The sequence below is a fragment of the Streptomyces hokutonensis genome, assembly GCF_042751305.1.
Classification (GTDB): Bacteria; Actinomycetota; Actinomycetes; order Streptomycetales; family Streptomycetaceae; genus Streptomyces; species Streptomyces hokutonensis_A.
The window spans coordinates 11,990-38,158 of record NZ_JBHYWD010000018.1 but is presented as its reverse complement, the minus strand read 5'-3'; the positions used below and the strand labels follow the sequence as shown (position 1 = coordinate 38,158).

Here is a 26,169-nt window from a genome sequence, read left to right as displayed (position 1 = left end):
TGAAGCCGGTCCTGCCGAGCGCGGGGTCATAGGAGGCGATGGGGTGCGGCAGGCAGGTGTGCTCGATGTCGGATGCCACAGTGCTCTGCTGACGGTCGTACGGCGGCACCAGGGTGCGGTGCTGGAGCCGGTGTTCTCCCGCAAGGTGCGGCTGAGACTGCACGAGACCCTCGACCACAAAGGACGGCTGGACCGGGCCGGCGTACACAGCGTCGAGCGGGCGGTGGCCGAGGCCGTCGCCGCCGATCCACGCCGGCGCGGACCGGAGGTGTTCGCCTTCGCCACCTCCGTCATCCGGGACGCCCCCAACCGCGACGCGATCATCGCGCGCGTGGCACGCACCACGGGCACCCGCCTGCGCGTGCTGACCGGCGAGGAGGAGGCACGGCTGGCCTACGTGGCCGCCCGCCGGTGGACGGCTTCGACGGTCGCCCCCCTGCTCGTCCTGGACATCGGCGGCGGCACCCTGGAGATCGCCTCCGGCACCGGAGACCAGCCCGACACGGTGTACTCGCTGCCGCTGGGCGCGCGCAGGATCACCCGGGACTGGCTGCCCGGCAACACCACACCGTCCCCACGCCGCCTGGCCGAGATCCGCAAGTACCTGCAGCGATCCCTCGAAGCCGTTCCCGACCTGCCGCGGGCCGACCCCGGCGTGCGAGTACTGGCCTGCTCCAAGACCTTCGAACAGCTCGCCCGGCTCGCCGCAGCCCGGGGCAAGGCACCGCGAGCCGCACGACAGCTGACCCTGCCCCAACTGCGCGCCGCGGTCGCCCTGTTGGCCGGGGCGAAGCCGTCCAGCCGTGGCAAACTGCCGGGCATCTCCCGACACCGCGCCGAACAGTCCCTGGCCGGAGCCCTGATCGCTCAGACCCTCATGGAAGCCTGCGGAGCCAAGCGCGTCGAGATCTGCCCCTGGTCCACCAGGGAAGGACTCCTGCTGGAACATCTCGACGCGCCCCACGCGGCAAGGGACCGCTCCCGCCTCGTCGGCTGAACCTCAACGTTCTGTTCCGTGAGCGTCGCCCCCTTGCCTTCCTTCGCAGGGCCCGATTCGGGCTCGTGGCCTCCGGGGTCGGTACGACTCGTTGGAAGGCGGTCACGGCTGGGCGACTGTCCCCACGACGAGGGCGTTCGCACTCACCCCGGCGACCGGAACGCGTTCCACCGCGGCGCATCCGGCCGTCCGCAGCCGGCGCTCGCCCGGGCCGTCCGGCGAACCGTGGAACAGGCCGATCGGCAGGAAGCCAACAGCGTGCGCTGCGGCGTGGGCGATGACGACCCGGCGGGCGCGGCCGGTGAGCAGGGTGAGCGCCGGCAGGATCGCGCCGGTCGCGAACAGGACGGCCTGGACGATGAACGACGTGTTCATCAGCACGTGATCGGGCGAGCAGATGGTGCGGCCCTGGTAGTGCGTGCCGCACTCGGGACGCCCAGGTCGCTGATGTGGTTCGTGGCGTGGGCGTGATCCAGCAGCTGCGCCATGTCGTGGCCAGCCGCGACATCGCCATCTGGGAGATGGAGGCCATAAACCCCGCCGGCATCTCCAACCCCTGCCCGCCCAGCCTCGCCTGGCTGATGTTCCGGAAGGACGGGCGGGTGCGGAAGCTCCGGGTGGTCTTTCCCGGGGACTCCGTCAGGCGGAGCGCAGCAGCCCTCGTAGCGCCGCCGTGTCGATGACCTGGGACCGGGACGGGAACACCTTCTCGACCAGCACCCGGTGGGTGTCGGCGTCGGGGTCGGCGACGCCGTCGGAGAGGACCAGGACGCGGTAGTCGCGGTCGGCGGCGTCCATGACGGTGGACAGGACGACCCCGCTGGTGCTGATCCCGGCGAGCACCAGGGTGTCGATGCCCCGCTCGTCCAGCTGCTGGTGGAGATCGGTGGTGGAGCCGGAGCCGTAGCGGATCTTGCGGACGACGACGTCGCCGTCCTCGGGGGTGAGGCGCTCGTCGATCTGGGTCGAGGCGTCCTCGTGGTGCAGCATCTTCGCCCCGGCGACCCCGCTGAAGGTCGGGTTGTGCTCGGGGACGGCCGCCCAGTCGTCCTCGGTGAAGGCGACGCGGACGTAGCCGATGGTGCCGCCGGCCGCGCGGACCTCGGCGATGGAGTCCTTGACGCGCTCGACGAGGGCGTCGGAGTCGGGTATGGCGGGGACGATCCCGTTCTGGAAGTCCATGACCAGCAGGGCGGTGCGCGCGGGGTCGATCGTGGGGAGGGGGGTGGTGCTCACGAGGGGTTCTCCTTGAGTGGGTACTTCATTGGGGGTCAGGTGGTCGTGTCGCGGCCCATCAGCCGGCGGTCCAGGACGGTCAGCAGGAGGACCACGACGCCCGCCCCGACCAGGACGAGGCCGAGGATGTGCAGGCCGTGGTCGCTCGCGCCGTCGCGGAAGACGATCCCGCCGATCACGGCGGACGTGATGGTGCCGAGGTAGCCGAAGGTGCGGAACAGGCCGGAGGCGGTGCCTATCTGGTCGGGCGGCGCGGCGAGGTAAAGGGCGGTCTGGTTGCCCACGGTCGTGGCGGCCGAGGTGACGCCGAAGATCAGCGAGACCAGCACGAGGGCGACGGCCGGGCTGTCCGAGGTGAGCAGCATGATCCCGGCCGAGCCGATCAGCATGGTCACCGCCGAGACGATCAGCGGGCCGCGCACCAGATTGCGGCGGGCCAGCGGCCGGGAGAGCAGCGCGGAGACGGCGCCCATCGGCAGCAGGAGAAGGCCCGCCGTGACGGTGGAGTACCCGTGCGCGGCCTCCATCCACTGCGTCATGCCGTACATCACCGAGTAGGTGCCGAGCAGGGTGAGCCCCTGGCGCAGATAGGTGCGGGTGAGGGCGCCGTTGGCGGCGAGGCCGCGGAAGTCGAAGAACGGAGCGGGCCTGCGCAGCTCCCACCGGACGGTGGGGACGGCGGCCAGGGCGAAGACGGTGAGGGCGATCCAGTCGAGCCGGGGGAGGTCCATCAGGAAGATGACCAGCGCGCTCATCGTGACGGCGAAGCCGAGGATGCCGGGCAGGTCGATCCGGTCGGCGACCCTGCGGAACCGCCGGTCCGCGCGGTCGAGCGCCGGGTCCTTGGGCAGCCAGCGCACCGCCATCACCATCGCCATCGCGGTGACCGGGATGTTGATCAGGAACGCCCAGCGCCAGCCGCCCGCGCCGACCAGCAGCCCGCCGATCGGCGGCCCGACGGCGGCGGTGGCCATGCCCGCGATCGCGATACCGCCGAGCACCCCGCCCGGCGGTGCGTCGAGACCGGCGTCCTGGGCGCGGCGCCGGATCAGCACCATCGCGCAGGGGAACGCGGCCGAGGTGCCGATACCGACCAGGACACGGGCGACGGTCAGCATCGCCAGGTTCTGGCCGAGGCCCCCTACGACACCGCCGAGCAGCACCAGCACGATCCCGGCCAGGAAGATCCGGCGCGCCCCGAGCACCTCCGCCAGCTTGCCGGCGGTGGGCTGCGCTATGGCGCTGGCCAGATACAGCGAGGAGACCAGTACGGCCGTGCTGCCGACGGAGGCGTGCAGCTCGGTGGCGATCGGCACCAGCGCGGTCGCGATGATGGAACTGTTGACCGGGTTCAGGCTCGCGCCCACATAGAGCGGGGTCGTGAAGGTCCAGGCGAACGGCTTGCGTGCGAGGTCGCGCGCCGAGGCGACGGCTTTGGCGGCGTCGGTCCTCATATGCGGCCGTCGTCCAGCTCGGCCCCGGCGAGACGCTCCAGCAGCTCGATGGCCTTGTCGACGTCCTTCCGCTCCTCCGGGGCGACCAGCTGGTCGATGGCCCTGGCCAGGAAGGTGGCGCGGCCCCGCAGCAGCTTGTGGATCAGCTCGGCCGCGGACGGGTCGGCGCTCATCAGCTTCTTGCGGCCGTCCCGCGCGTCGGGCTCGCTGTGCACCAGCCCGGCGGCCTTCAGCACGGCCAGACTCTGCGCGATGGACTGCGCGCTGACCCGGTCCAGCGCGGCCAGCCGCGCCGCCGTGACGGGTCCTTCCCTTACGACGCTCCCCAGCACGGCGAGCTGCGTGGGCGTGAGACCGGTCGCGTGCTGCCCCGACTCGGTCCGCAGCCGTGCGCGCACCCGGATGATCGCGTCGCTGAGCCGCTGCGCGGTCGCGACGGTCGGCTCGGGGTTCGTGTTCATGACCCCACCGTAAAACTGCACAAGCAACTTTGCCAAGTTACTTGTGTATTTCTCTGTGGCTCCTGGCTCACGCCTTCGGGAGGGGTGTACGCGCGGCCCGTTCGGCCAGCACGTCGAGGATGTTGTCCACCGCCAGGTCGACCATCGCGGCCCGGGTCGCCTCGGTGGCCGATCCGATGTGGGGGAGCGTGATCACGTTCGGCTCGGCGACCAGCGGGGACAACTCCCGTCCCATCGGCTCGCGTTCGAAGACATCGAGCCCGGCGGAGTGCAGCCGTCCCTCGCGGATCGCGTCGAGCAGCGCCTCCTCGTCCACGACCCCGCCGCGCGAGGTGCTGACCAGCGTGGCCGTGGGCTTCATCGCGGCCAGCTCAGGGGCCGAGATCAGATGGCGGGTCTCCTCGGTGAGCGGTACGTGCAGCGACACCACGTCGGCGTCGGCCAGCAGTGCGGCCAGGCCCACCGAGGTCGAGAGCTCGTCGTCGGGGGCGTACGGGTCGTGGTGGATCACGCGCATGCCGAAACCGTGGGCGCGACGGGCCACCGCGCGGCCGATCTGGCCGTAGCCGATCAGGCCGAGGGTGGCGCCGTGGACGTCCAGGCCGAGGTAGTCGTGCATCCGGAACAGTCCCCAGGAGCCCTCCGCGAGGCTCGCCCCGGCCGCGCCGAGCCTGCGGCGGGCGGCGAGGATCAGCGCGAAGGTGAGGTCCGCGGTGGTCTCCGCGAGCACGCGGGGTGTGTGGGTGACGACGATGCCGCGTTCCGCGGCTGCCGCCCTGTCGACGTTGTCGAAGCCCATGCTGGCCAGCGCGACGACCCGCAGCGAGGGGCCCGCCGCGTCCATCAGGGCGGCGTCCACCGGGTCGTTGCCAAGGGCCAGTACGCCGCTCACGCCCGGCGCGAGGGCCGCGAGGTCGGCCGGTCCGGGCTTGCCGGCGCCGGGCCAGGCCACCAGTTCCGCGCTCTCGGAGAGACGGTCCAGACCTCGGCCGGGCAGGGTTTCACGGGTGGCGAGGACACGCTTCTTCATGTGCTTCTCCAGTGACGAGCCGCGTATTGCCGACCGGGCGCATAATTTCGCAGGGGTTGCGAAGAAAGCTAGCCGCGGCGGTCACCGGAAACAAATAGCGGATTTGTGTGACGCTATTCGTCGTCGTTATTCTTGTCGCCCGCGATCAGTTCCAGGAAGAGATCGTGCACCGCGAGCGCAGGCTCCGAGAGCGGCTGATTGTCCGACGTGACCACGGACAGTTTGACCTGGATGACCGGGTCCACGATCCGCCGTACGGACAGGGCGCGGACATCGAGAATGGCGCGCGCGGCCGACCACGGCAGGACCGTCGCCCCGAGGCCCGCGTCCACCGCGTTCACGAGGGTCAGTGCCGACTCCACCTCGCCCACCACGTTCAGCCGCAGCGACGCCTGCTGGAAGGCCGCGTCCACCACCTGCCGGATCGTGTGGATCCGGCTGGGCAGCAGCAGCGGCAGGCTCGCCAGCTCCTCCAGGCGCACCTCGCCCTTCCCCTGCGGTGCCGCGTCGCCGGGCGTCTCGATCAGGTAGAGGTCCTCCGTACGGACGGGCTCGAACTGCACACCCCGCAGCGGCCCGGCGCCGTAGATGAACGCCATGTCCATCCGGCCGGTCATGATCGCCTCGCTGATCACCCCGCCGAAGTTCTCGTTGATGTGGAGCAGGATGTCCGGGTAGCGCTCGCGCACGCTCTTGAGCAGCGGCAGCGCGAGGGCCGCGCCCAGGCTGTACGGCGCGAGGCCCACCGACACGCTGCCCGCGGGGGCCCGGCCGGAGACGTCGACGGCCGCCTGCGCGAGGTCCACCTGCCGCAGGATGAGCTGGGCGTGCCGGTACAGCGCGCGGCCCGCCTCGGTGGGGGCGACCCCGCGTTTGCTGCGGATCAGCAGTTGCTGCCCGAACTGCGCCTCCAGGGCCGACAGTTGCTGGCTCAGCGCCGGCTGGGCGATGTGCAGGATGTCGGCCGCGCGCGTGATGCTCCCCGCGTCGATGATCTTGATGAACGAGTAGAGACGTCTGGTGTCCATGCGCGGGGCCTTCCGGGTGGAGCGAAGCCTCATCGTAGGGAGGGATCACCCCGAAGCACAGCCCCGGAGACTGGAGGGTGTGAGGGGAGTCATAGCGGTTCGCGATAACGCCAGACCGAACGGATATTGGCGATCACGCGACGGGCGCAATAAGTTGTGCGGAACATCCAGCCAGGAACATTCTCCGTTCCGGCGTCACGAAGACGTGATGGCATCTCCCTCCCCGGAATTCCCTTTCCCGGAGTTCCCCATTCCCGCATTCTCTCCCGGAGGACGTCATGACCCCCATGGTTGATCTCGTCGCCGATCTCGGCGAGAGTTTCGGCGCCTACACAATGGGCGACGACGCGGCCCTTCTGGAGATGCTCACCTCCGCCAACGTCGCCTGCGGATTCCACGCCGGCGATCCCCGCATCATGGACGCGACCGTGCGGACCTGCGTCGAGAAACAGGTCGCCGTGGGCGCCCACCCCGGCTTCCCCGACCTGGTCGGCTTCGGCCGCCGCGCGATGGACCTCACCCCGGAGGAGGTCCGCACCGACGTGCTCTACCAGATCGGCGCCCTCCAGGCCTTCGCCGTCGCCCACGGCACCCGGGTGCACCACGTCGCCCCGCACGGCCGCCTCGGCAACCTGGTCGCCGTACGCGCCGACTACGCCCGCGCCGTCGTGGACGCCGTCGCAGCCCTGGACGAGTCGCTGATCGTCCTCGCCCAGGACGGCGAGCTGGCCGACGCGGCCCGTGCCCGGGGCCTGCGGGTGGGCATCGTGGGCATCGCCGACCGCGCCTACCGCGCCGACGGAACCCTCGTCCCGCGCTCCGAACCCGGCGCGGTGATCCACGACCCGGACGAGGTCGCCCGCCGCACCCTGCGCATGGTCACCGAGGGCGTCATCCGCAGCGTCGACGGCACGGACGTCCAAGTCGCCTGCGACACCGTCCTGTTGCACGGCGACAGCCCCGGCGCGATCGCCCTCGCCGGCCGCATCCGCGAGCAACTCCTCACCGCGGGAGTCGAGATCGCCTCGCTCGACAAGGTCCTGAGCGGCAAGGACGCCTGATGAGCAACGACTTGACCATCGTCGACTGCGGCGACTCCGCCCTCGTCGCCAAGGCCGTCGGCCTCGAAGCCGAAGCCGCCTGGCGGCTCGTCCACGCCCTCGCCGACGCCCTGAACGCCGTACAGCTCACCGGTGTCCACGACGTGGTGCCCACCTACGACGCCCTGCTCGTCGAGTTCGACTGCGCCACCACCGACCACACCACCGTCCGCCGAGTCCTGGCCCACGAGGCGGCCCGCCTCGGCCCGCACCCCGCGCCCACGACACCCCCGCGCCGCTTCGTCGTCCCCGTCGTCTACGGCGGCGAGTACGGGCCGGACCTGCCGGAGGTGGCCGCCCAACTCGGCCTGTCCGAGGGCGAGATCGTCGACCTGCACTCCGGAACCGACCTCACCGTCCGCTGCCTCGGCGCACCCGCCGGAGCCCCGATGACGGACGGCCCGCCCTTCCCGAAGCCGGTACCGCGCCTCGCCTCGCCCCGCACCCGCGTCGACGCCGGTTCGGTCGCCGTCGCCGGGCGGCAGGCGGTCATCTGCCCGATGCCCTCGCCCGGCGGCTGGCCGCTCCTGGGCCGCACCCCGGTGCGCGTCCTCGATCTGCACAGCGACCCGATCACCGCGTACCGGCCGGGCGACACCTTCCGCTTCCGGCCCATCGAGCCCCAACAGTGGGACGAATACGCCGAGTTGAGCCTGGCGGACTGCCATGGCTGACACCCTCACCATCCGTACCCCCGGCATCGTCACCGTGCAGGACCTCGGCCGTGTCGGCCGCTCCCGGTACGGGCTGCCCGCCAACGGTGCCGCCGACCAGCACTCGGCGCGCGTCGCCAACGTCCTGTGCGGCAACGACGACCGCGCCCCGCTCCTGGAGATCACCGCCCTCGACTTCGCGTGCGTCCCCTCCGGCGACATCCTCGTCGCGGTCACAGGAGCCCCCGCCGAGGTGACCGTCGAAGGAGTCGTACGCCCCCAGTGGGAACCGCTCCCGGTCAGGGCCGGCGAAACCATCCGCGTCACCGGCATCGACCGCGGCCTCCGCGTCTACCTGGCCGTACTCGGCTCGTTCGAGGCCGACCGCCTCCAGGGCAGCTGCGCCCCCGACACGATACTGGGCTTCGGCCCGCCGCTCCGCGCCGGCGACGAACTCGCCCTGCGCACGGCCTGCCCGCCCATCGACCACCCCTTCTCCCGCATCCCGCTGTTCCGCCTCAACGCACCCGTCCCCCCGTTCCCCACCAGCTGGACCATCGACGTCACCGACGGCCCCGACCGGGCCGAGTTCGGCGACACAGCCCGGCGCCTGTTCGACGCGCCCTTCACGGTCACCCCGCGAAGCAACCACATCGGCCTGCGCCTCCAGGGGGCAGTACCCCGCCGCGTCACCCAGGGCGAGGTCCTCTCCCGAGGCGTCCCCATCGGGGCCGTAGAAGTCCCCGCCGGGGACGAACTCCTCGTACTCCACCGCGGTCGCGGCGTCACGGCCGGCTACCCCGTCCTCGCCGTGGTCACCGCCACCGGTCTCTCCGCCCTCGGCCAGGTCCGCCCGGGCCAGACCATCCACTTCCGCCACCGCACCCTCGACCAGGCGATCACGGCCCACCGCGCCCAACGCCAGGCGATAGACGCCCTGAGATCCAGGGTCCACACAGCCTTCGAGGCCTTGCGCATCCGAGCGCCCGCACCTTCTTGACACACGCCCGCTTCCGAAGGGGCGCGGGGGTCTGACCACCCGCACCGCTTCAACTCAGGCCGGCTTCAAAGGGGCGCGGGGAACTGCGCGCCCAGCCCCCACCGACCCGCACGAAATAACAAACCGCAACGAACGCCCACAGAACTCACCCGCACCCGCTCCCCGCCCACCCGCTGGAAGCACCCGCACGGAGCCGCAACACCCCTCATCCTCCGCCTGCTGCCAAGACAGGAGACGCCATGAGTACCGTGGCCGCTCAATCCGTCCCCAACACGGTCGATCCCAGAACCGCCCGCAAGGTCACCCTCGCCGGCTGCGTCGGAATCTTCGCCGAGCTCTACGACAACGGCATCTTCGGCTTCATGGCCGGTTCGCTCGCCGCAGTCTTCTTCCCGAACACGGACAACGCGACCGCCGTCCAGTTCGTCTTCCTCGGCTACGCCGTCTCCTTCTTCTTCCGCCCCCTCGGCGCCGTCATCTGCGGCCACCTCGGCGACCGCATCGGCCGCCGGCGGATGCTCGTCTTCGTCATCCTCCTCATCAGCGCCGCTACCGCGGCCATCGGCGTACTGCCCACCTACGCCAGCATCGGCGTCGCCGCACCCGCTCTGCTGATCCTGCTCCGCGTGGCGCAGGGCTTCTCCGTCGGCGGCGAGGCCTCCGGCGCGATGAGCTTCCTCGCCGAGCACGCCCCGGAGGGCAAGCGCGGGCTCTACACCAGCTACGCGCAGATCGCCTCGTTCCTCGCCCTGCTCACCGGCACCCTGGTCGCCGCCGCCATGACCAGCGGACTCGGTTCCGCGCGCATGGAGTCGTGGGGCTGGCGCATCCCGTTCCTGCTCGCCGTCCCGCTCGGCATCGCCGGCATCTACATCCGCAAGCGCATCAGCGACACCCCCAACTTCACGCGCCTGAAGGAAGAGGACGGCCTCTCGAAGAACCCGCTCAAGGAGGCCTTCGCGTCCGCCGAGCACCGGCGCGCGATGCTGCTGGCCCTGTTCATCCCCCTGATGAACGGCTCCGGTTACTACGTCCTGTTCAGCTACATGCCCACCTTCATGAGCAGCGAGCTGAACTTCAGCAAGGTGCAGGGTCTTCTCGTCACCGCCTCCAGCCTGGTCGCGATCTGTATCGCCATCCCGTACATGGGCCGCCTCTCCGACCGCGTCGGCCGCAAGAAGGTCCTCGCCGGAGCGGCCATAGCCATGGCCATCGTCGGCATCCCCTGTTACCTGCTGATCGGCACCGGCAACGTGGCGCTCGCCGTCCTCGGCGCCTGCATCATGGCGGTCGTGTTCGCCGGCCACACAGGCGTCATCCACATCCTCCTCGTCGAACTCTTCCCGACCCGGGTGCGCTACTCCGCCTACGGCCTCGGCTACAACGTCTCCTCCGCCCTCTTCGGCGGTACGGCCCCCCTGCTGATGACCTACCTCATCGCGCAGACGGGCAACGTCGACATGCCGGCCTTCTACGCCGTGATCACGGCCCTGGGCACGCTCCTCGCCGTGTCCAAGGTGAAGGACCGCGCCCACCTGCCCCTGCGCGACGCCTGACAGTTCCACCCGAACTCCCGGCACCCGCACGCCTGTTGCACCCCCCACCCCGCACAGCAAGGAGCACCTCAGCATGCCCATCTCCGACTACAGGACGGCCCTCGTCACCGGAGCGTCGACCGGCATCGGAGCCGTGGTCGTCGAACGGCTCGCCAAGCGCGGCCTGGAGGTCCACGCCGTGGCCCGCAACGCCGACCGGCTCAACACCCTTGCCGACGAGACCGGTTGCGTCCCCCACGCCGTCGACATCACCGACACCGAGGCGCTCACCGCCGTCCTCGACGGCCTGGAGATCGACGTCCTCGTCAACAACGCGGGCGTCTCCCGCACCGGCAACATCCTCACCGCCGACGAGTTCGCCGTCGACGAGCAGATCGCCGTCAACATCCAGGCCGTCCTCCACCTGGTCCGCCTGCTGATGCCCGGCATGGTCGAGCGCGACCTCGGCCACATCGTCAACATCAGCTCGATCGCCGGCGTCTACAACTTCGGCGGCAACACGATCTACCACGCCACCAAGGCCGCCGTGCACACCCTCTCCCGCCAGCTCCGCGTCGACGGCTACGGCCGCCGCGTCCGCGTCAGCGAGATCTGCCCCGGCCGGGTGGAGACGGAGATCTTCGGCCGCCTCCTCGGCGACATGGAGGCCGCCCAGCGCGAGTACTACGACGGCTACGAGTCCCTGAAGCCCGAGGACATCGCCGACGCCATCGAGTTCGCCGTCGACGCGCCCCGGCACGTCAACATCGGCCACATCGAGATCCTGCCCACCTTCCAGGTGCCCGGCGGCCTCAACTTCGAGCGCAGGGAGGGCTGATCACATGAAGACGGCAGAACGGCTGCACCGCATCAAGCCCTCGCCGAGCACGGCGGCGGCCCAGCGCGTACGCGAGCTGAAGAGCCAGGGCCTCACCATCCTCGATCTCACCGTGGGCGAGCCGGACTTCGACACCCCCGACCACGTCAAGGCCGCCGCGATCAAGGCCATCGAGGCGGGCGAGACCAAGTACACGCCCGTGAACGGCACTTCGGCCCTCCGGGCGGCCATCGCCGGCAAACTCCGCGAACGTCACGGACTCGACGTCATTGACTCCCGGATCACCGTCGGCGGCGGCGCCAAGCAGGTCATCTTCCTCGCCCTGATGGCCACACTGGACGAGGGCGACGAGGTGATCGTCCCCGCGCCGTACTGGGTGTCGTACCCCGACATGGTCCGTGCCAACGACGGCACCCCGGTCATCGTCGACTGCCCGGAGGCGGAAGGCTTCAAGCTGACGCCGGAGCGCCTCGCAGCGGCCCTCACCGAACGCACCCGCTGGGTCGTCCTCAACACCCCTGGAAACCCCACCGGATCCGCCTACACGGCCGCCGAACTCCGCGCCCTCGCCGGAGTCTTGCTGGCCCACCCGCACGTCGGCGTCCTCACCGACGAGATCTACGACGAGATCTGGTACGGCGACCAGGAGGCCCCGTCGCTCGCGGCCGTCGAACCCCGCCTGGCCGACCGGGTGTTCCTCACCAACGGCGTCTCCAAGACCTACGCGATGACGGGTTGGCGTATCGGCTACGGGGTCGGCTCGGCGGACCTGGTGACGGCGATCAACACCCTCCAGTCCCAGACCTCTTCGTGCCCCTCCTCGGTGAGCCAGGCCGCCGCTGCCGCCGCGCTCACGGGACCGCAGGACTTCGTCCAGGAGACGGTGCGGGTCTACCGCGCCCGCCGCGACGAGACCGTGAAGCTCGTCAACGACGTGCCCCAGCTCAGCTGCACGATCCCGGACGGCGGCTTCTACCTCCTGGTCAACTGCCAGGCGGCGATAGGGCAGTTCACGCCCGCCGGCACCCGGATCGAGAACGACGAGGACTTCGCCCTGCACCTCCTCGACAGCCGGCAGGTGGCGGTGATCCACGGAGCCGCGTACGGCGCCCCCGGCTACTTCCGCATCTCCTTCGCCACGTCGACGGACGTCCTCACCGAGGCCTGCGAACGCATAGCGGCGGCGTGCGCCGAACTGACGTCCACCGCCCCCTCCGCCTGAAAGGTCGTCATGATCCGCGTCAGCACGAAGTTCGACCGGCCGGAGCCCGCCCTCGTCAAGCAGTTGAGCGCCTTCTCCTCGGCCACCGTCCACGAGGCACAGGGCCGCCTCGGGGCGCTGGACTCGGCCATCAAGCCGGTCGACCGCACGATGTCCCTGTGCGGCCCGGCCTTCACGGTCCAGTGCGCCCCGCGCGACAACCTCATGCTCCAGACCGCCATCGCCTACGCCCGCCCCGGCGACGTCGTGGTCGTGTCCGCCGGCGACTACGAGGAGGCGGGCTCCTTCGGCGACGTCCTCGCCAACGCCTGCCAGTCCAAGGGCCTCGCCGGTCTGATCACCGACACGGGCGTCCGCGACACCGAGGACCTGCGCGCCCTGGGCTTCCCGGTCTTCTCCCGCAGCGTCTCCATCAAGGGCACGGTCAAGGAGACCGTCGGCCCCATGTGCGAACCGATCACCGTCGGCGGCGTACTCGTCCGCCCCGGCGACATCATGCGCGCCGACGCGGACGGGGTGGTCGTCGTCCGCCGCGAGGACGCGGCCGAGGCGGCCGCCGCCTCACAGGAGCGCGTCGACGCCGAGGCGGGATTCATCGCCGCGTACCGGGCTGGCAAGACGGTCGTCGAGATGTGCGGCCTCGCCCCGGTACTTGCGGCGAAGGGCCTGGTGATCGAGGAGTAGGGCCGCTGTGCGACACCCGCCATCTCCGTGTCGCGCCGAGTTCGGTGCCGCTGACCGGCGAGGGCGCCTCACGCCGTCGCCGACGACCCCTGCGTATCGGCGACCAGATCCGGCAACAGCGCGCACATCGCCTCGCGTTGGGCCGGGCCGACGAACTGGGTGAGGGCGCGCTTGACCGTCTCGGAGAGGGTCTCCGACGCCTCCGTCAGCAGGCGTCGGGCCTTCTCCGTGAGGGCGACCTCGACCCCGCGCTTGTCCCCGCAGACCGACTTGCGGGTGACCAGGCCCGCGTGCTGGAGACAGGCGATCTGATACGTCAGCCGGGTCTTCGGGCGGCCGAGCAGCTCGGCGATCCGGGTCATGCGCAGCCCCGCGGGCTCCTCGGCCAGCAGGCACAGCACCAGGAACTCGTCGTGCGAGACGTCGAGGTTTCCCTTCACTACCGAACGCAGCTCCTGCTCCACCGCACCCGTCGCCGCCAGCAGCAGCATCCAGGCGCGCAGCTCGGGCGGGAGCAGCGCGGCGCCCTGCAGGGAGGGACATTCGGGCTGGTCGGCGGGGCGCTCAACGGGGTCGGCCATGACATCGAGTCTACCCGTTGTTCAAATTTGGAGGAGATGGTTGTCCAGATTTGGATAATGAGCTAGCGTGAGGCTCATTCAAATTTGGACTACTGGAACCAGCGGGAGAGATCATGACCGTCGCCGTCGAAACCGGGGTGTGGCAGCTCGACCAGGCCGCCTCCACAGTGGGCATCAGCCACAGGACGATGTGGGGCCTGGTCAACGTGAAGGGCACCTTCGGCACCGTCACCGGCCAGGGCGAGGTCCGCCCCGACGGGTCCGCGGTCGGCACGCTGACCCTGGCCGCCGCCTCCCTGGACACCAAGAACGCCAAGCGCGACAAGCATCTGCGCTCCGCCGACCTCTTCGACGTCGAGAAGTTCCCGGAGATCACCTTCGCGGTCCGCAGCGCCGAGCTGACCGGCGACACCGTGCACGTCGTCGGTCAGCTGACCGTCCACGGCATCAGCCGCCCGCAGAACTTCACCGCCCGGCTCAAGGACGCGACCGCCGAGGCGCTCACCCTGGACGCCGAATTCACCGTGGACCGCGACCAGTTCGGCCTGGGCTGGAACCAGCTGGGCATGCTGCGCGGCCTGACCACCGTGACGACCACGCTGCGTTTCCAGCGCGCCGCGGCCTGACGAACCGTCAACCCGCGGGCTGCAGCTGGACGTCCGAGCTGGACAGCGTCTGCGGGCTCGCGGTGAACGCGCGCACCCGGATCCGGACCGTCTTGTGGGGGAGGACGAACTTCCCCCCGGCCGGCTGGAGTTCGATGCGCTCGGTGCTGTGCGCGGGCAGCGTCGTCGGACCGCCCACCTGGGACCAGAACCTGCTCATGCCCTGACCCGTGGTGAGCATGTAGTGGGGCGAGAGGGCGCTGCCGGACGAGTTGGTGACCTCGACGGTCAGCCGGGTCACGACCGTGGGCGCCGCGCGCCGCACCCCGGCGAGCTTCATGCTCATCGGCGGCGCGCCCGTCGCCGCCACGGCGGCACTCGCCAGCGCGGGCGTGAGCAGCAGTACGGCCGCCGCCACCCTGGCCCGGCGCCGGTTCGGGCCGGACAGTGCGCGGGGGCGCGGCTGCCACGCGTCGCGGAACTCCGAGAGCGGTGTGGTGACCGCCGCCGCCAGCCACAGCGGCGTCATCATCAGGTAGTAGCCGTCCTGCGAACGCGTCGCCAGATAGAAGGCGCACCAGGGCAGCACGGTCGCCGCGGGTCCCAACCGCCGTACGAACAGCACGAACACGGCGAGCAGCCCCGCCGCCAGCAGCATGCTCGCGTGGGAGTACCAGTCGAGCCGGTCGCTGCCGTTCGTGAAGTACAGCGAGATGTCCACCAGGCCCTGGCCGTGCACCACCGCGCCCTGGGTCAGCGGCAGCGCGATGCCCGCGATCCAGGTGCCCGGCTCGTGCACGATGAAGTACGTGTTGATCAGCAGCCATACGGTGAGCGCGACCCCGATGATCCGCAGCAGCACCAACGCCGCCTGCCTGGCGCCGAGTTCGCCGCGCCGCACGGCGTAGATCCCGGCGAGCAGGAACGGCGTGAGGAACCAGGGGAGTTGCTGCGCCGCGCAGGCCGCCCCGAGGCACGCGGCCTGGGCGATCCCGGCGGGACCGAGCCGGCCGCCCCTGCCGATCCGGGGCCAGCGGACCACCACCGGCACCAGCAACGCCATGGCCAGGACGGCGGGATAGCCCTGCCTGCCGTAGGTCGGCAGCAGGCCGAGGCCCAGGCACGCGATGGTCGCCGCCGAACGCCACTGGGTGGGCAGCAGCCGCCACATGAGGACCGCGCCCGCGATCAGCGCACCGGTGGCGACGGCCGTCGCGGGGGCGCCGCCGTGCCCGATCCACAGCAGGGGCGCCGTCAACAGCACTTCCAGCGGCGGATATCCGTAGGTGTAGTCGTAGCCGCCGCTCACGGTCGGGGTCAGCGCGACGCCACCGGAGTGGAAGAGCCAGGGCCAGGGCTGTCCGTAGACCGGGTGCCCGGCGGCCAGTTCCTTGGCGGCCTGGGTGGTGAGGACCGCCTCGTCGCCGCCGTTGTGGAACACGGACCACGCGGCCAGCGTCAGCAGGACCGCCGTCACCAGGACGGCGAGGTCGATCCGGGCCAACGACCGTGCCCTGCGCACCACCAGGGCCAGCACCCCGCACACCAGGATCGAGACGTAGCACAGGGACACGGCCGCCGCCACGACGAGCCGGTGGCTGGCGGCCTGCGTCCACACCGGGCGGACACCGATGAACAGACTGATGTCGGCGAGCAGGGTGAGGATGCGATGCCACTGCGCGGGAGGTTCCGGGGCGGACACCGCCGACTGTGTCCGCCGACCGGGTGTCACCTGTGGTGTTTCTGCCAAGTGCACGACATAGGAGGCTATTCGGCCCCGGTGAGCGAGGTGTCGCGCATCGTGAAGAGTCGGGTGTGAGGGTGGTAAGAAGTCCGGTTTTGTGGCGGGAAAGCAGCAAAAGCGAACGTCATTGTTCAACTGACCGAAGCCATCAGTTCATTCAGTAAACATCGCGCACATACCGTTTCGCCGCTGCCAGTTGCTTCACGTACGAGGCCGCCTCCGCCTCGTCGAGACCGCCGTGCGCGACCGCGATGTCCCGCAGCGCCCGGTCCACGTCCTTCGCCATCCGCGAGGCGTCACCGCACACATAGAAGTGCGCGCCCTCCTGCAGCCAGTGCCACAACTCCGGCCCGTGCTCACGCATCCGGTCCTGTACATACACCTTGGCCCGCTGGTCCCGGGAGAAGGCCGTGTCGAGCCGGGCGAGCGCGCCCTCGTCGAGCAACTCCCTGAGTTCCTCCTCGTAGTAGAAGTCCGTCGCGCGGTGCTGCTCGCCGAAGAACAGCCAGTTCGGCGCCGCGTGCCCGAGCGCGCGCCGCTCCTGGAGGAACCCGACGAACGGCGCGACCCCGGTACCCGGCCCGACCATCACCATCGGAGTCCCCGCGTCGGCGGGGGGCCGGAAGTGCGGCGACCGCTGCACGAACACGGGCACCTCCGTGCCCGCCCCGGCATCGGCATCGGCGAGGAACGGGGAGCAAACCCCGCCGCGCGGACGGCCGTTGAGATTCTCGTAGCGCACCACCGACACCGTCAGAGAGACACTGTGCGGGTCGACGAGGGGGCTGGAGGAGATCGAGTACAGGCGCGGTTGAAGCTTCTTGAGCACCCCGGCCCACTCCTCCGCACCCGCCTTCACCGGATACTCGGCGAGCACGTCCACCGCCTGCCGCCCCCAACTCCACTGCGCGAGCCGGTCCTTGTTGTCGGGCCGCAGCAGCCTGCGCAACTCCCGGTCGTCCCGGGCCCGTTCGGCCACGAAGCGGAGCAGGTCCGGGGTGATGCGGGTGATGTCCAGCTGACGGTGAAGTGCCTCGGCGAAAGGGAACTCGCCAACACCCGCCACCTCTACGACCGTCGAGGCATCGGCACCGGTGACGGTCAGCCACTCCGCCACCAGGTCCGGCGAGTTGACCGGCCGCACGCCGAGCGCGTCGCCGGCCTCGTACGTGAGGTCGATCCCGCTGGTGTCGAAGGTGAACCGCCGCACCTCCTTTCCCGCGCCGGGCCGGCTGAGCAGCCGGTTGCCGACGAGCCGGGCGAGCACGGGGGCGGGTTTGGGGGCGCGGCGCGGTGCTTCCGGGACTCCGGGCTCGGCGCCCAGCGCCGTCATCACCTGGCCCAGCCACGCGTCCGCCGACGGCTCGAAGTCCGGCTCACAGTCCGCGCGCGGGGTCAGCCGCACCCCGCCCAACTCGTCGAGCCGCGCGTCCAGTCGGCGCCCGTGCCCGCAGAAGTCGTCGTACGACGAGTCGCCCAGGGCCAGCACCGCGAACCGCACTCCGTCCAGCCGGGGCGCCTGCTCGCCGGCGAGCGCGTCCCAGAAGCCGGAGCCGTTGTCGGGGGCATCACCGTCGCCGAACGTGCTGGTGATGAAGAGGAGATCGGCGTCGGCCGGAAGTGTGCCGACGTCGGCCTGGTCCATGCCGAGCAGACTCGCCCGGTGTCCGGCCGAGCCGAGCCGCTCGGCGGTGGCCGTCGCCAACTCCTCGGCGTTGCCTGTCTGCGAGGCCCACAGGACGACGATCTGCCGCCCTTCTTGCGGCTGTTGTACGGGCGCGACCGTCGACCTCGAATACATCCCGGCGAGAACACCGTTGACCCACAAGGCGTGTTCGGTGCTGAAGGGCGCGTCCGGCGGAAGCGTCGGCACACCCGGGGCGCCGGACTCGATACCCGCGAGGAAGCCGGTCAGATAGAGGCGTTCCTGCGCGGTGAGGACGGGCGGCGGGGCGGGGTCGAGACCGAAGGGATTGGCGCCCGGGGTCACGGAGGTCGGCACGACGACCTCCGGCTGTGCCGGTGGCGCGCTCGCCACCTTCGCCAGCGACACCGCGCACACCTTGAACTCCGGCTGGAACGACACCGGATCCACCGCGTCGCTGGTCACCGCGTTGACGCTCAGATACTCGCCGAAGAGATCGTTCCAGTGGAACGGCGCGAAACAGCCTCCGGGCCGCACCCGGTCGGTCACCACGGCCGGCAGCACCGCCCGCCCCCGGCGCGACGCCACCTCCACCGAGTCGCCCTCCGCGATCCCCAACTCCCGCGCGTCCTGCGGATGCAGTTCGACGAAGGGCCCGGGGTTCAGCTTGTTGAGCTTGGCGACCTTGCCCGTCTTCGTGAGCGTGTGCCACTGGTGCTGAAGGCGCCCGGTGTTGAGCACGAACGGGTAGTCGTCGTCGGGCAGTTCGGCGGCCGGCATGTGCGGACGAGCGTGGAACACCGCCCGCCCGCTGGCGGTCGGGAACCGCAGCTCACCGCCGCCCACGTACCGGATGGGATTGCGGTCCGGCCCGTCCTCCTCCGCCGCCGGCCACTGCACCGGTGTGGACCGCAGCCGCTCGTAGGTCACCCCGCGCAGATCCCACCCGGTCACCGGGTTCCAGAACTGCCGTATCTCCTCGAAGACCTGCTCGGCACTGTCGTAGGTGAAGCCCTTCTCGTAGCCCATCGCGCACGCCACGGCCGCGATGAGCCGCCAGTCGGACGTGGCCTCGCCGGGCGGGTCGACGACGGGGCGGGCGAGGGTGAGGGTGCGCTCGCTGTTGACGAGGACGCCCTCGGACTCGGTCCACAGCGCGCCGGGGAGGACGATGTCGGCGTACGCGTTGGTCTCGGTGTCGGTGAAGACGTCCTGGGTGACGACGAACTCGGCGTTCTCCAGGCCCTCGATGACGGTGCGTCGGTTGGCGACGGAGGCCACCGGGTTGGTGCAGATGATCCAGCAGGCCTTGATGTCGCCGTCGGCCATCTTCTGGAACATCTCGACGGTGCCCCGGCCGACCCCGTCCGCGCGGATGGTCTCCGGCGGCAGGCCCCACACCTCCTCGGTGAACTCCCGTTCCGCGTCGACCAGTACGGACCGCTGGCCCGGCAACCCCGGTCCCATGTAGCCCATTTCACGGCCGCCCATCGCGTTCGGCTGGCCGGTGAGGGAGAAGGGGCCGCTGCCGGGGCGGCAGATGGCGCCGGTCGCGAGATGCAGGTTGACGAGGGCGTTGGTGTTCCAGGTGCCGTGCGTGGACTGGTTGAGCCCCATCGTCCAGCAGCTCATCCACTCGCCCGCCCCGCCGATCAGCCGGGCCGCCGTACGGATGTCGTCCTCGGCGAGTCCGGTGATCGCGGCGACGGCGTCCGGCGCGTAGTCCGCGAGGAACTCGGGCAGCGCCTCCCAGCCCTCGGTGTGCGCGGCGATGAACTCCGGGTCGGTGTGCCCGTTCTCGTGCAGCAGGTGCAACAGGCCGTTGAGCAGGGCGAGATCGGTGCCCGGCGCGATCTGCAGGAACAGGTCCGCCTTCGCCGCCGTGGCGGTCCGGCGCGGATCGACGACGATCAGCTTGGCGCCCGCCTTGACCCGTTCCATCATCCGCAGGAAGAGGATCGGATGGCAGTCGGCCATGTTCGAGCCGATGACCAGGAACACGTCCGCCCGCTCGAAGTCCTCGTACGAGCCCGGCGGCCCGTCCGCGCCCAGCGACGACTTGTAGCCGGCACCCGCACTCGCCATGCACAGCCGGGAGTTGGACTCGATCTGGTTCGTCCGGACGAACCCCTTGGCCAGCTTGTTCGCCAAGTACTGGGCCTCCAGGCTCATTTGACCGGAGACATAGAAGGCGACCGCGTCCGGCCCGTGCTCGTCGACGATTCTCCGCAGCCGGCGCGCGGTCTCGGCGACGGCATCCGCGACGGGCGTCGGCGCCGGCTCCGCGCCCCGGTCGTCCCGGACCAGCGCGCTCGTCAGCCGGCCCGGCGCGGCGAGCATCTCGGCCGTGGTCGCGCCCTTGGTGCAGAGCCGCCCCGCGTTCGCCGGGTGCGCCTTGTCGCCGGACGCCCTGAGGACCGTACGCCTGCCGTCGGGACCCGCCCCGACGTCGAGCAGCATGCCGCAGCCCACACCGCAGTACGAGCAGACCGTTCGCACCTGCTGGGTCCGGAGGCTCGTCGTCATGCCGTAGACGCTACGAATTGCCCGTTACGCCGATGTCACGCGGCTCGATCATGAGGGGTTACGCCCGCTGCACAACCGGCTCGGGGCCGGTGTGAGATGTGCCGGATCTTGTCGCGGAGTGTGTCGCTGTTGGGCCGAACGGGTGACAGTGCGCAACAATTGCCGGATGCAGACTGCCAGCGCGACCCAGGACGGAGCATGCCGGTGAACAGCCACGATGTCACCGACGAACAGTGGGAGGGGCTCGCGCAGGTAGTGCCGCTGCGAGGCCGGGACGCCTGGCCGTCCGCCGTGAGCCACCGATCCATACCCGAGGCCGAGACCGAGCCGCGCCGCCGCTTCGTCGTCCTGCGGGTGAACGTGTTCGGGGACGCCCGCGAGGTCGCGGAGACCCTGATGGCGGGCATACCGGTGCTCCTGGACCTGACCGGCGCGGAGGCCGAGGTCGCCAAGCGGGTGCTCGACTTCAGCACCGGCGTCGTCTTCGGCCTGTCGAGCGGGATGACCCGGGTCGACCGGAATGTGTTCCTGCTCACGCCGCCGGGGACTGAAGTGCGGGGGCTGATGGAGGGGGCGGGGGTTCCGGGCGTGTGAGTCCGACCGGAGAGCGGTGGCGGGCGGTCCCCCGATCGTAGGAAGGTCGCCGGGACGGAACGGTTCGCCTGACAGCGGAGGCCTACGGTCCGGATATGGCCGTGTCCCCGCAGTCCCCGCAGTCCGCTCCGCCGTGCGAGCCCCGCGTACCACCGCAGGCCGCCGCACCCCGGCCGTCACCGGTGGGCCCCGAGTCCTCCCCCGACCGGCCACACCTCACCGAGCTGAGGCTGTCGGCGTTCGCCACGCACCGGGGCGCCGGGTTCCCGCTCGGGCCGCTCACCCTCTTCGCCGGGCCCAGCGGCGGCGGCAAGACGAGCGCGCTGCGGGCGTACGAGGCACTCGCGCGGCTCGGCGGCGGAGGCGAGGTGAGGGAGGTGTTCCCGGACCCGGTCGCCTGCGTCCCCGACCGGGCCCGGCCCGACGCCCAGCGCAGGCGCGGCTTCCGCATCGGCTGTACGGCGGACGGACCCGAGGGCCCGGTACGGCTCGACGTCGCCGTCCAGGCCGAGCCCGAACTCCGCATCGTGGGCGAGCGGTTGACGTCCGGCGGGCTGGTCCTCCTGGAGACCGCCCTGCGCGACCCCACCCGCCGCTCGGTACAGGCCGCCTGGCACACGGCGGGTTCGTCACCGGTCACCCGCGCCCCGCTGCCCGACGACCGGCTCGGCACCGCCCTGCTGCCGCTGCGGGTCGCGGGGAAGACGGACGGACAGCGCCAAGTCCTCGCCGCCGCCGAGCAGATGGTGGTCGCCCTGCGTTCCGTCTTCGCCTGTGACCCGGTGCCCGAGCGGATGCGCGCACCCGTGCCGATCGGCGACGGGCGGCTGCTGCGGGACTGCGCAAACCTCGCCGACGTGCTGTGGCGCACTCGGAGCGAGTGCGGGCGGCGCCACGGCCAACTCGTCGCGGCCGTCCGCGCCGGATGCGCCGGAGCCGTCGCGGACGTGCTCGCGGAACCGCTGCGCGACGGTCTGGTCGGGGCCGTGCTCGACCGGGGCGACCGCGGGCGCACCGGCTTCGGACGGCTCGGTGACGGTGAACTCCGTTATGCGGCACTCGCGTTGGTGCTCCTCACCGGCCCCGGCGTCCTGGAGGTGGACCCGCCCGGCGAGGTCCCGGCCGCGATGCAGACCCTCACCGTCCTCGCCGACGGCCTCGACCGCGCACTGGACGTACGGCAACGGGCCGAACTGCTGCGGCTCGCCGCCCGGATGTGCGAGCGCGGGCACATCCGGCTGGTCGGCGCGGTGAGCGACGCGTCCTGGGCCGACGGGGTCGAGGGGGTCACGGTGGTACACCTGGTGCCGTGACAGAACATCTCGACGTGGCGAAACTGCAGCGCAGACTGGCCGAGTTCGCCGCTGCACGGAACTGGCAGCCCTACCACACCCCCAAGAACCTCGTCGCCGCGCTCAGTGTGGAGGCCTCCGAACTGGTCGAGATCTTCCAGTGGTTGACCCCCGAGGAGTCCGCGCGGGTCATGGACGACCCGGACAGCGCGCACCGGGTGCGGGACGAAGTCGCCGATGTGCTCGCCTACTTGCTGCAGCTGTGCGAGGTGCTCGGCATCGACCCGCTCGCCGCGCTGGAGGCGAAGATCGACCGGAACGAGGACCGGTTCCCCCGGCCGTGACGGCCGTAGTGGACAAGTTGGGGGAGTCGGCGCGTCCATTTTCACTCTCCGGAGTCATTCATCTGTCCGCAACCGATTTGTTGTCCACAGATTTCCGCCTTCCTCTGGCTTTTCGTCTCAGGGACTCTCACTCTGGGTAGTGGACAAGTGAGTTCGGGCGGACGTGCGAACAGCACGGCGGGATATGACGGGGGCAGTGCATGGACGCGATGCGGCTCATCGTGACGAGCAGGCGTGCCCTGGCCGGAAGCGGGGACGTGCCGGGGACCATGACCGAGGTGTGGCAGGCGCAGGCCCTCGCGCAGGCGATCGGCAGCCGCCTCGCGGTCTTCGGTCCGCCCGAACTGCGCGGTGAGGCACTGGGGTTGACCGAGCTGGCGGGCCGGGGCTGCGGCGTCCTGGACACCCCGGTGCTGGCGATGGAGGACTTACGGGCGGCGCAGCTCACGGAGCTGGGCGACGCCCGGCTCGCTCTCCTCTGCCTGGGCGGCCTGCTCGGCGAGGTCGGTATCGCCCTGGTCGGCATCGCCTGCGCGGCGGACGACGAGGGCACGTACTGGCAGTGCATGGAGGCGATCGACGCGGCCGACGAGTCGCGGGACCGGGTCCTTGAGATGCTGCGAAGACTGGCGGACCGGGAGCGGGCGGAGATACCGGAGCGGGAGGCGGGGTGAGAGAGACGTCCGCCTCCGGCGCCGCAGCGGCGTCAGGCGGTCGCGCCGCCCCCCTCGGCGGACACCGACCCCGTGCTTCCGGCCGACTGGAGGTCGGCGTCGAGGGCGGACAGGTCCGCGTTCAGTGACGCCATCAGCTCCTCCATCTGCTGCAACAACCCCTTCGGTTGCGCAGGCCCGCCCTGCTGCGGCACGGCTTCTTCGGACATGACGGCCTCCTCGGCCCGTGGCCTCCGAGAGCGGAGGCCGATGCGGGTGACGCCCCGACGTCGCCTTGCCGGTGCGGGAATCCGGGCGGTCCGGTTCCGCCCGAGCCAACGATCATCACCGGGGCGGGTCACTGGCACGGGCAGTCCCCGTGCGCACGGTTGACGCAATTTCACCCGACCGGGCAGGAGTGGGGCCGGAGGGACCGGTGGGGTTGACCGGCACCCCGGCGTGCAGGATGGAGGCATGGATCTTCGCATCTTCACCGAGCCCCAGCAGGGGGCCACCTACGACACCTTGCTCGCCGTGGCCAAGGCGACCGAGGATCTCGGCTTCGACGCCTTCTTCCGTTCCGACCACTTCCTGAGCATGGGCTCCGGCGACGGCCTCCCCGGCCCCACCGACGCCTGGCTCACCCTCGCCGGCCTCGCCCGCGAGACCAAGCGCATCCGCCTGGGCACCCTGATGACGGCCGGCACCTTCCGCCTCCCCGGCGTCCTCGCCATCCAGGTCGCGCAGGTCGACCAGATGTCGGGCGGCCGGGTCGAACTCGGCCTGGGCGCGGGCTGGTTCGAGCAGGAGCACAAGGCGTACGGCATCCCCTTCCCCAAGGAGAAGTTCGCCCGCCTGGAGGAGCAGCTCGCCATCGTCACCGGCCTGTGGGAGACCAAGCCCGGCGACACCTTCGACTTCCACGGCACGTACTACGACCTGACCGACTCGCCCGCGCTGCCCAAGCCCGCGCAGTCCAGGATCCCCGTGCTGATCGGCGGCCACGGCGCGAGCCGTACCCCGAAGCTGGCCGCGCAGTACGCCGACGAGTTCAACATGCCGTTCGCCTCGATCGAGGACAGCGAGCGGCAGTTCGGCCGGGTCCGCGCCGCCGCCGAGGCCGCCGGCCGCAAGGCGGACGACCTGATCTACTCCAACGCCCTCGTCGTCTGCGTCGGCAAGGACGACCAGGAGGTCGCCCGCCGCGCCGCCGTGATCGGCCGCGAGGTAGACGAACTCAAGGCCAACGGTCTCGCGGGCTCCCCGTCCGAGGTCGTCGACAAGATCGGCCGCTACGCCGAGACCGGCTCCCGGCGGATCTACCTCCAGGTCCTCGACCTCGACGACCTGGACCACCTGGAGCTGATCTCGTCCCAGGTGCAGTCGCAGCTGTCGTAGCACCGCGAGGGCGGGGTGGGGGACCCCCTCCAAAAAAGTGTGTCACTTTCAGGGCGAAGTGACACACTTTTTTGGAACCCCTACCTGGCCCCCGCCCCGGCGGAGGCCGCCGCCGGCACCTCCGCGCCGACGGCCGGCCGTCGGCCCGGGAGGAACGCGGCCAGGGCCAGGGCCGCCAGGGCCGCCGCCGAACCGATGCCCATGATCACGCGGAAACCGTTGTGGGAGGGGACCGTCAGCGAGCCGAACGTCGTCGTCATGTGCGCCAGTACGACTCCGGCGACGGCGCTGGAGGCGGACGTACCGATGGAGCGCATCAGGCTGTTGAGGCTGTTCGCGGCGGCCGTCTCGGACAGCGGCACGGCCCCCATGATGAGCGCGGGCATCGCGCCGTAGGCGAAACCGACCCCGGCCGAGATCACACAGCACACCACGACGACCTGCCAGACAGCGGCCAGCATCACGACGCCGAGGCCGTAACCGGCGGCCACGACGAGCGCGCCCAGCATAAGGGTGACCCGGGGCCCGGCCGCCGCCGAGATCCGGGCGGACAGCGGCGCCGTGGCCATCATCACCAGGCCGGAGGGGCCGAGCGTGAGGCCCGCCGCGAGCACGGACTGGCCGAGGCCGTAGCCGGTGAGCGTGGGCAGTTGGAGCAACTGCGGCACGGCCAGCGACATGGCGAACATGGCGAAGCCGAACACCACGGACGCGAGGTTCGTCAGCAGCACCTGGCGCCGCGCGCTGGTACGCAGATCCACCAGCGGCCGCTCGGTGCGCAACTCCCACCAGCCCCACACCAGCAGCACGGCGACGGCCACCACGAACAGCCCGGTCGTCGTCCCGCTGCCCCAACCCCAGTCCGCCCCCTTGGAGACGGCGAGCAGCAGACACACCAGACCGATCGACATCCCGACGCCGCCCACCACGTCGAACCGGCCTCCGCTGCGCACCGCCGACTCCGGTACGAACACCACGACGAGCGCGGTCACCACGGCACCGAGCGCCGCCGCCGTCCAGAACAGCGCATGCCAGTCGGCCTTTTCGGCGATGAACGCGGCCGTCGGCAGCCCCAGCGCACCGCCCACCCCGAGCGAAGCGCTCATCAGCGCGGTCGCCGATCCCAGCCGCTCCGGCGGGAGTTCGTCGCGCATGATGCTGATGCCGAGCGGGATGACCGCCGTCGAGAAGCCCTGGAGCGCCCGTCCGACGATCATCGGCGCGAGCGAGTCGCTGAGCGCGCCGACCACCGAACCCGCTATCAGCAGCACGAGGTTGAGCAGCAGCATCCGCCGCTTGCCGTACATGTCCCCGAGCCGTCCCACCACCGGGTTGGCGACGGCCCCGGCCAGCAGGGTCGCGGTGATCGCCCAAGTGGCGTCGGACGGCGAGGAGTTCAGCAGCTTGGGCAGCTCGGGCACGATCGGGATGATCAGCGTCTGCATCAGCGAGACGGTGATCCCGCCGAGGGCCAGGACCCGGACGACGGCGCCGGAGCGCCCGGCCCCCTCGGCGGTCGGGGTGGGGATGGCGGACGCGGACATGGCGA

At 70.9% G+C, this 26,169-nt stretch carries 25 protein-coding genes; 14 read left to right on the top strand and 11 right to left on the bottom strand.

The annotated features are described in order from the left end of the window. The first annotated feature begins 43 nt into the window (after nt 1-43). On the top strand, nt 44-997 hold the full coding sequence (locus ACFXC1_RS36315) for a Ppx/GppA phosphatase family protein (protein WP_381251084.1): 954 nt from the start codon (nt 44-46) through the stop codon (nt 995-997). Nucleotides 998-1,099: 102 nt separating this feature from the next. Here the strand turns inward: ACFXC1_RS36315 and ACFXC1_RS36310 are convergent, their stop codons facing one another. From ACFXC1_RS36310 to nac, 6 genes are all read right to left on the bottom strand, one after another. Then, the gene (locus ACFXC1_RS36310) at nt 1,100-1,372 is read right to left on the bottom strand and encodes a hypothetical protein (RefSeq protein ID WP_381251082.1); all 273 of its coding nucleotides are present in this window, start codon (nt 1,370-1,372) and stop codon (nt 1,100-1,102) included. Between the two features lie 264 nt (nt 1,373-1,636). Further along, a complete protein-coding gene (locus ACFXC1_RS36305) occupies nt 1,637-2,233 on the bottom strand; it encodes a cysteine hydrolase family protein (RefSeq protein ID WP_381251080.1) in 597 nt (198 codons plus the stop codon). A 35-nt stretch (nt 2,234-2,268) separates the two neighbouring features. Beyond that, nucleotides 2,269-3,687, bottom strand: coding sequence for an MFS transporter (locus tag ACFXC1_RS36300; protein ID WP_381251078.1), 1,419 nt, complete (start codon nt 3,685-3,687; stop codon nt 2,269-2,271). Continuing rightward, complete coding sequence (locus ACFXC1_RS36295) at nt 3,684-4,148, bottom strand: MarR family winged helix-turn-helix transcriptional regulator (RefSeq protein WP_381251077.1); 465 nt, start codon at nt 4,146-4,148, stop codon at nt 3,684-3,686. The genes ACFXC1_RS36300 and ACFXC1_RS36295 overlap by 4 nt, the downstream gene beginning before the upstream one ends. Nucleotides 4,149-4,215: 67 nt before the next feature. Continuing rightward, entirely contained in the window at nt 4,216-5,178 is a 963-nt protein-coding gene (locus ACFXC1_RS36290; protein WP_381251075.1) for a 2-hydroxyacid dehydrogenase, read from the bottom strand. A 113-nt stretch (nt 5,179-5,291) separates the two neighbouring features. Then, complete coding sequence (gene nac, locus ACFXC1_RS36285; RefSeq protein WP_381251073.1) at nt 5,292-6,206, bottom strand: nitrogen assimilation transcriptional regulator NAC; 915 nt, start codon at nt 6,204-6,206, stop codon at nt 5,292-5,294. 278 nt (nt 6,207-6,484) lie between these two features. Here nac and ACFXC1_RS36280 point away from each other — a divergent pair, with 278 nt between their 5' ends. The 7 genes from ACFXC1_RS36280 to ACFXC1_RS36250 all read left to right on the top strand — a co-directional run bounded on the left by ACFXC1_RS36280 (nt 6,485) and on the right by ACFXC1_RS36250 (nt 13,238). Next, entirely contained in the window at nt 6,485-7,267 is a 783-nt protein-coding gene (locus tag ACFXC1_RS36280) for a LamB/YcsF family protein (RefSeq protein ID WP_381251071.1), read from the top strand. Continuing rightward, nucleotides 7,267-7,980, top strand: a complete 714-nt coding sequence (locus ACFXC1_RS36275; RefSeq protein WP_381251069.1) for a 5-oxoprolinase subunit B family protein — start codon at nt 7,267-7,269, stop codon at nt 7,978-7,980. Before ACFXC1_RS36280 ends, ACFXC1_RS36275 begins: the two co-directional genes overlap by 1 nt. Continuing rightward, nucleotides 7,973-8,959: a 5-oxoprolinase subunit C family protein gene (locus tag ACFXC1_RS36270; protein WP_381251067.1), complete on the top strand. Its 987-nt coding sequence runs from the start codon at nt 7,973-7,975 to the stop codon at nt 8,957-8,959. Before ACFXC1_RS36275 ends, ACFXC1_RS36270 begins: the two co-directional genes overlap by 8 nt. Before the next feature lie 239 nt (nt 8,960-9,198). After that, nucleotides 9,199-10,515: an MFS transporter gene (locus ACFXC1_RS36265; protein WP_381251065.1), complete on the top strand. Its 1,317-nt coding sequence runs from the start codon at nt 9,199-9,201 to the stop codon at nt 10,513-10,515. Between the two features lie 73 nt (nt 10,516-10,588). Further along, entirely contained in the window at nt 10,589-11,332 is a 744-nt protein-coding gene (locus tag ACFXC1_RS36260) for an SDR family oxidoreductase (RefSeq protein WP_019074841.1), read from the top strand. A gap of 4 nt (nt 11,333-11,336) precedes the next feature. Beyond that, nucleotides 11,337-12,554, top strand: a complete 1,218-nt coding sequence (locus ACFXC1_RS36255; protein WP_381251063.1) for an aspartate transaminase — start codon at nt 11,337-11,339, stop codon at nt 12,552-12,554. 9 nt (nt 12,555-12,563) lie between these two features. Continuing rightward, a complete protein-coding gene (locus ACFXC1_RS36250; RefSeq protein WP_381251062.1) occupies nt 12,564-13,238 on the top strand; it encodes a 4-carboxy-4-hydroxy-2-oxoadipate aldolase/oxaloacetate decarboxylase in 675 nt (224 codons plus the stop codon). Nucleotides 13,239-13,306: 68 nt separating this feature from the next. Here the strand turns inward: ACFXC1_RS36250 and ACFXC1_RS36245 are convergent, their stop codons facing one another. Beyond that, entirely contained in the window at nt 13,307-13,819 is a 513-nt protein-coding gene (locus ACFXC1_RS36245) for a MarR family winged helix-turn-helix transcriptional regulator (RefSeq protein ID WP_381251060.1), read from the bottom strand. A gap of 113 nt (nt 13,820-13,932) precedes the next feature. On the opposite strand from ACFXC1_RS36245, the gene ACFXC1_RS36240 reads away from it, so the two are divergent. Then, nucleotides 13,933-14,445 (top strand): YceI family protein, encoded by a 513-nt coding sequence (locus tag ACFXC1_RS36240; protein ID WP_381251058.1) that lies wholly within the window; start codon nt 13,933-13,935, stop codon nt 14,443-14,445. A gap of 7 nt (nt 14,446-14,452) precedes the next feature. On the opposite strand, the gene ACFXC1_RS36235 is transcribed toward ACFXC1_RS36240, so the two are convergent. Then, nucleotides 14,453-16,126: a hypothetical protein gene (locus ACFXC1_RS36235; RefSeq protein WP_381251056.1), complete on the bottom strand. Its 1,674-nt coding sequence runs from the start codon at nt 16,124-16,126 to the stop codon at nt 14,453-14,455. A gap of 199 nt (nt 16,127-16,325) precedes the next feature. Further along, nucleotides 16,326-20,339, bottom strand: a complete 4,014-nt coding sequence (locus tag ACFXC1_RS36230; protein ID WP_381251054.1) for a molybdopterin-dependent oxidoreductase — start codon at nt 20,337-20,339, stop codon at nt 16,326-16,328. Nucleotides 20,340-20,537: 198 nt separating this feature from the next. Between ACFXC1_RS36230 and ACFXC1_RS36225 the strand changes: the two genes are divergently transcribed. The 4 genes from ACFXC1_RS36225 to ACFXC1_RS36210 all read left to right on the top strand — a co-directional run bounded on the left by ACFXC1_RS36225 (nt 20,538) and on the right by ACFXC1_RS36210 (nt 23,243). Then, nucleotides 20,538-20,933: a cell division protein SepF gene (locus ACFXC1_RS36225; RefSeq protein ID WP_381251052.1), complete on the top strand. Its 396-nt coding sequence runs from the start codon at nt 20,538-20,540 to the stop codon at nt 20,931-20,933. Nucleotides 20,934-21,028: 95 nt separating this feature from the next. After that, nucleotides 21,029-22,246 (top strand): AAA family ATPase, encoded by a 1,218-nt coding sequence (locus ACFXC1_RS36220; protein ID WP_381251050.1) that lies wholly within the window; start codon nt 21,029-21,031, stop codon nt 22,244-22,246. After that, entirely contained in the window at nt 22,243-22,569 is a 327-nt protein-coding gene (locus ACFXC1_RS36215) for a nucleotide pyrophosphohydrolase (RefSeq protein WP_262063276.1), read from the top strand. Before ACFXC1_RS36220 ends, ACFXC1_RS36215 begins: the two co-directional genes overlap by 4 nt. A gap of 200 nt (nt 22,570-22,769) precedes the next feature. Further along, entirely contained in the window at nt 22,770-23,243 is a 474-nt protein-coding gene (locus ACFXC1_RS36210; RefSeq protein ID WP_381251048.1) for a DUF6099 family protein, read from the top strand. Between the two features lie 32 nt (nt 23,244-23,275). On the opposite strand, the gene ACFXC1_RS36205 is transcribed toward ACFXC1_RS36210, so the two are convergent. Next, nucleotides 23,276-23,452: a hypothetical protein gene (locus ACFXC1_RS36205; RefSeq protein ID WP_381251046.1), complete on the bottom strand. Its 177-nt coding sequence runs from the start codon at nt 23,450-23,452 to the stop codon at nt 23,276-23,278. A 244-nt stretch (nt 23,453-23,696) separates the two neighbouring features. Between ACFXC1_RS36205 and ACFXC1_RS36200 the strand changes: the two genes are divergently transcribed. Continuing rightward, nucleotides 23,697-24,620, top strand: coding sequence for an LLM class F420-dependent oxidoreductase (locus tag ACFXC1_RS36200; protein ID WP_381251044.1), 924 nt, complete (start codon nt 23,697-23,699; stop codon nt 24,618-24,620). Between the two features lie 80 nt (nt 24,621-24,700). Here ACFXC1_RS36200 and ACFXC1_RS36195 read toward each other — a convergent pair whose 3' ends face one another. Continuing rightward, a complete protein-coding gene (locus ACFXC1_RS36195; RefSeq protein ID WP_381251042.1) occupies nt 24,701-26,164 on the bottom strand; it encodes an MFS transporter in 1,464 nt (487 codons plus the stop codon). Between the last annotated feature and the right edge of the window lie 5 nt (nt 26,165-26,169).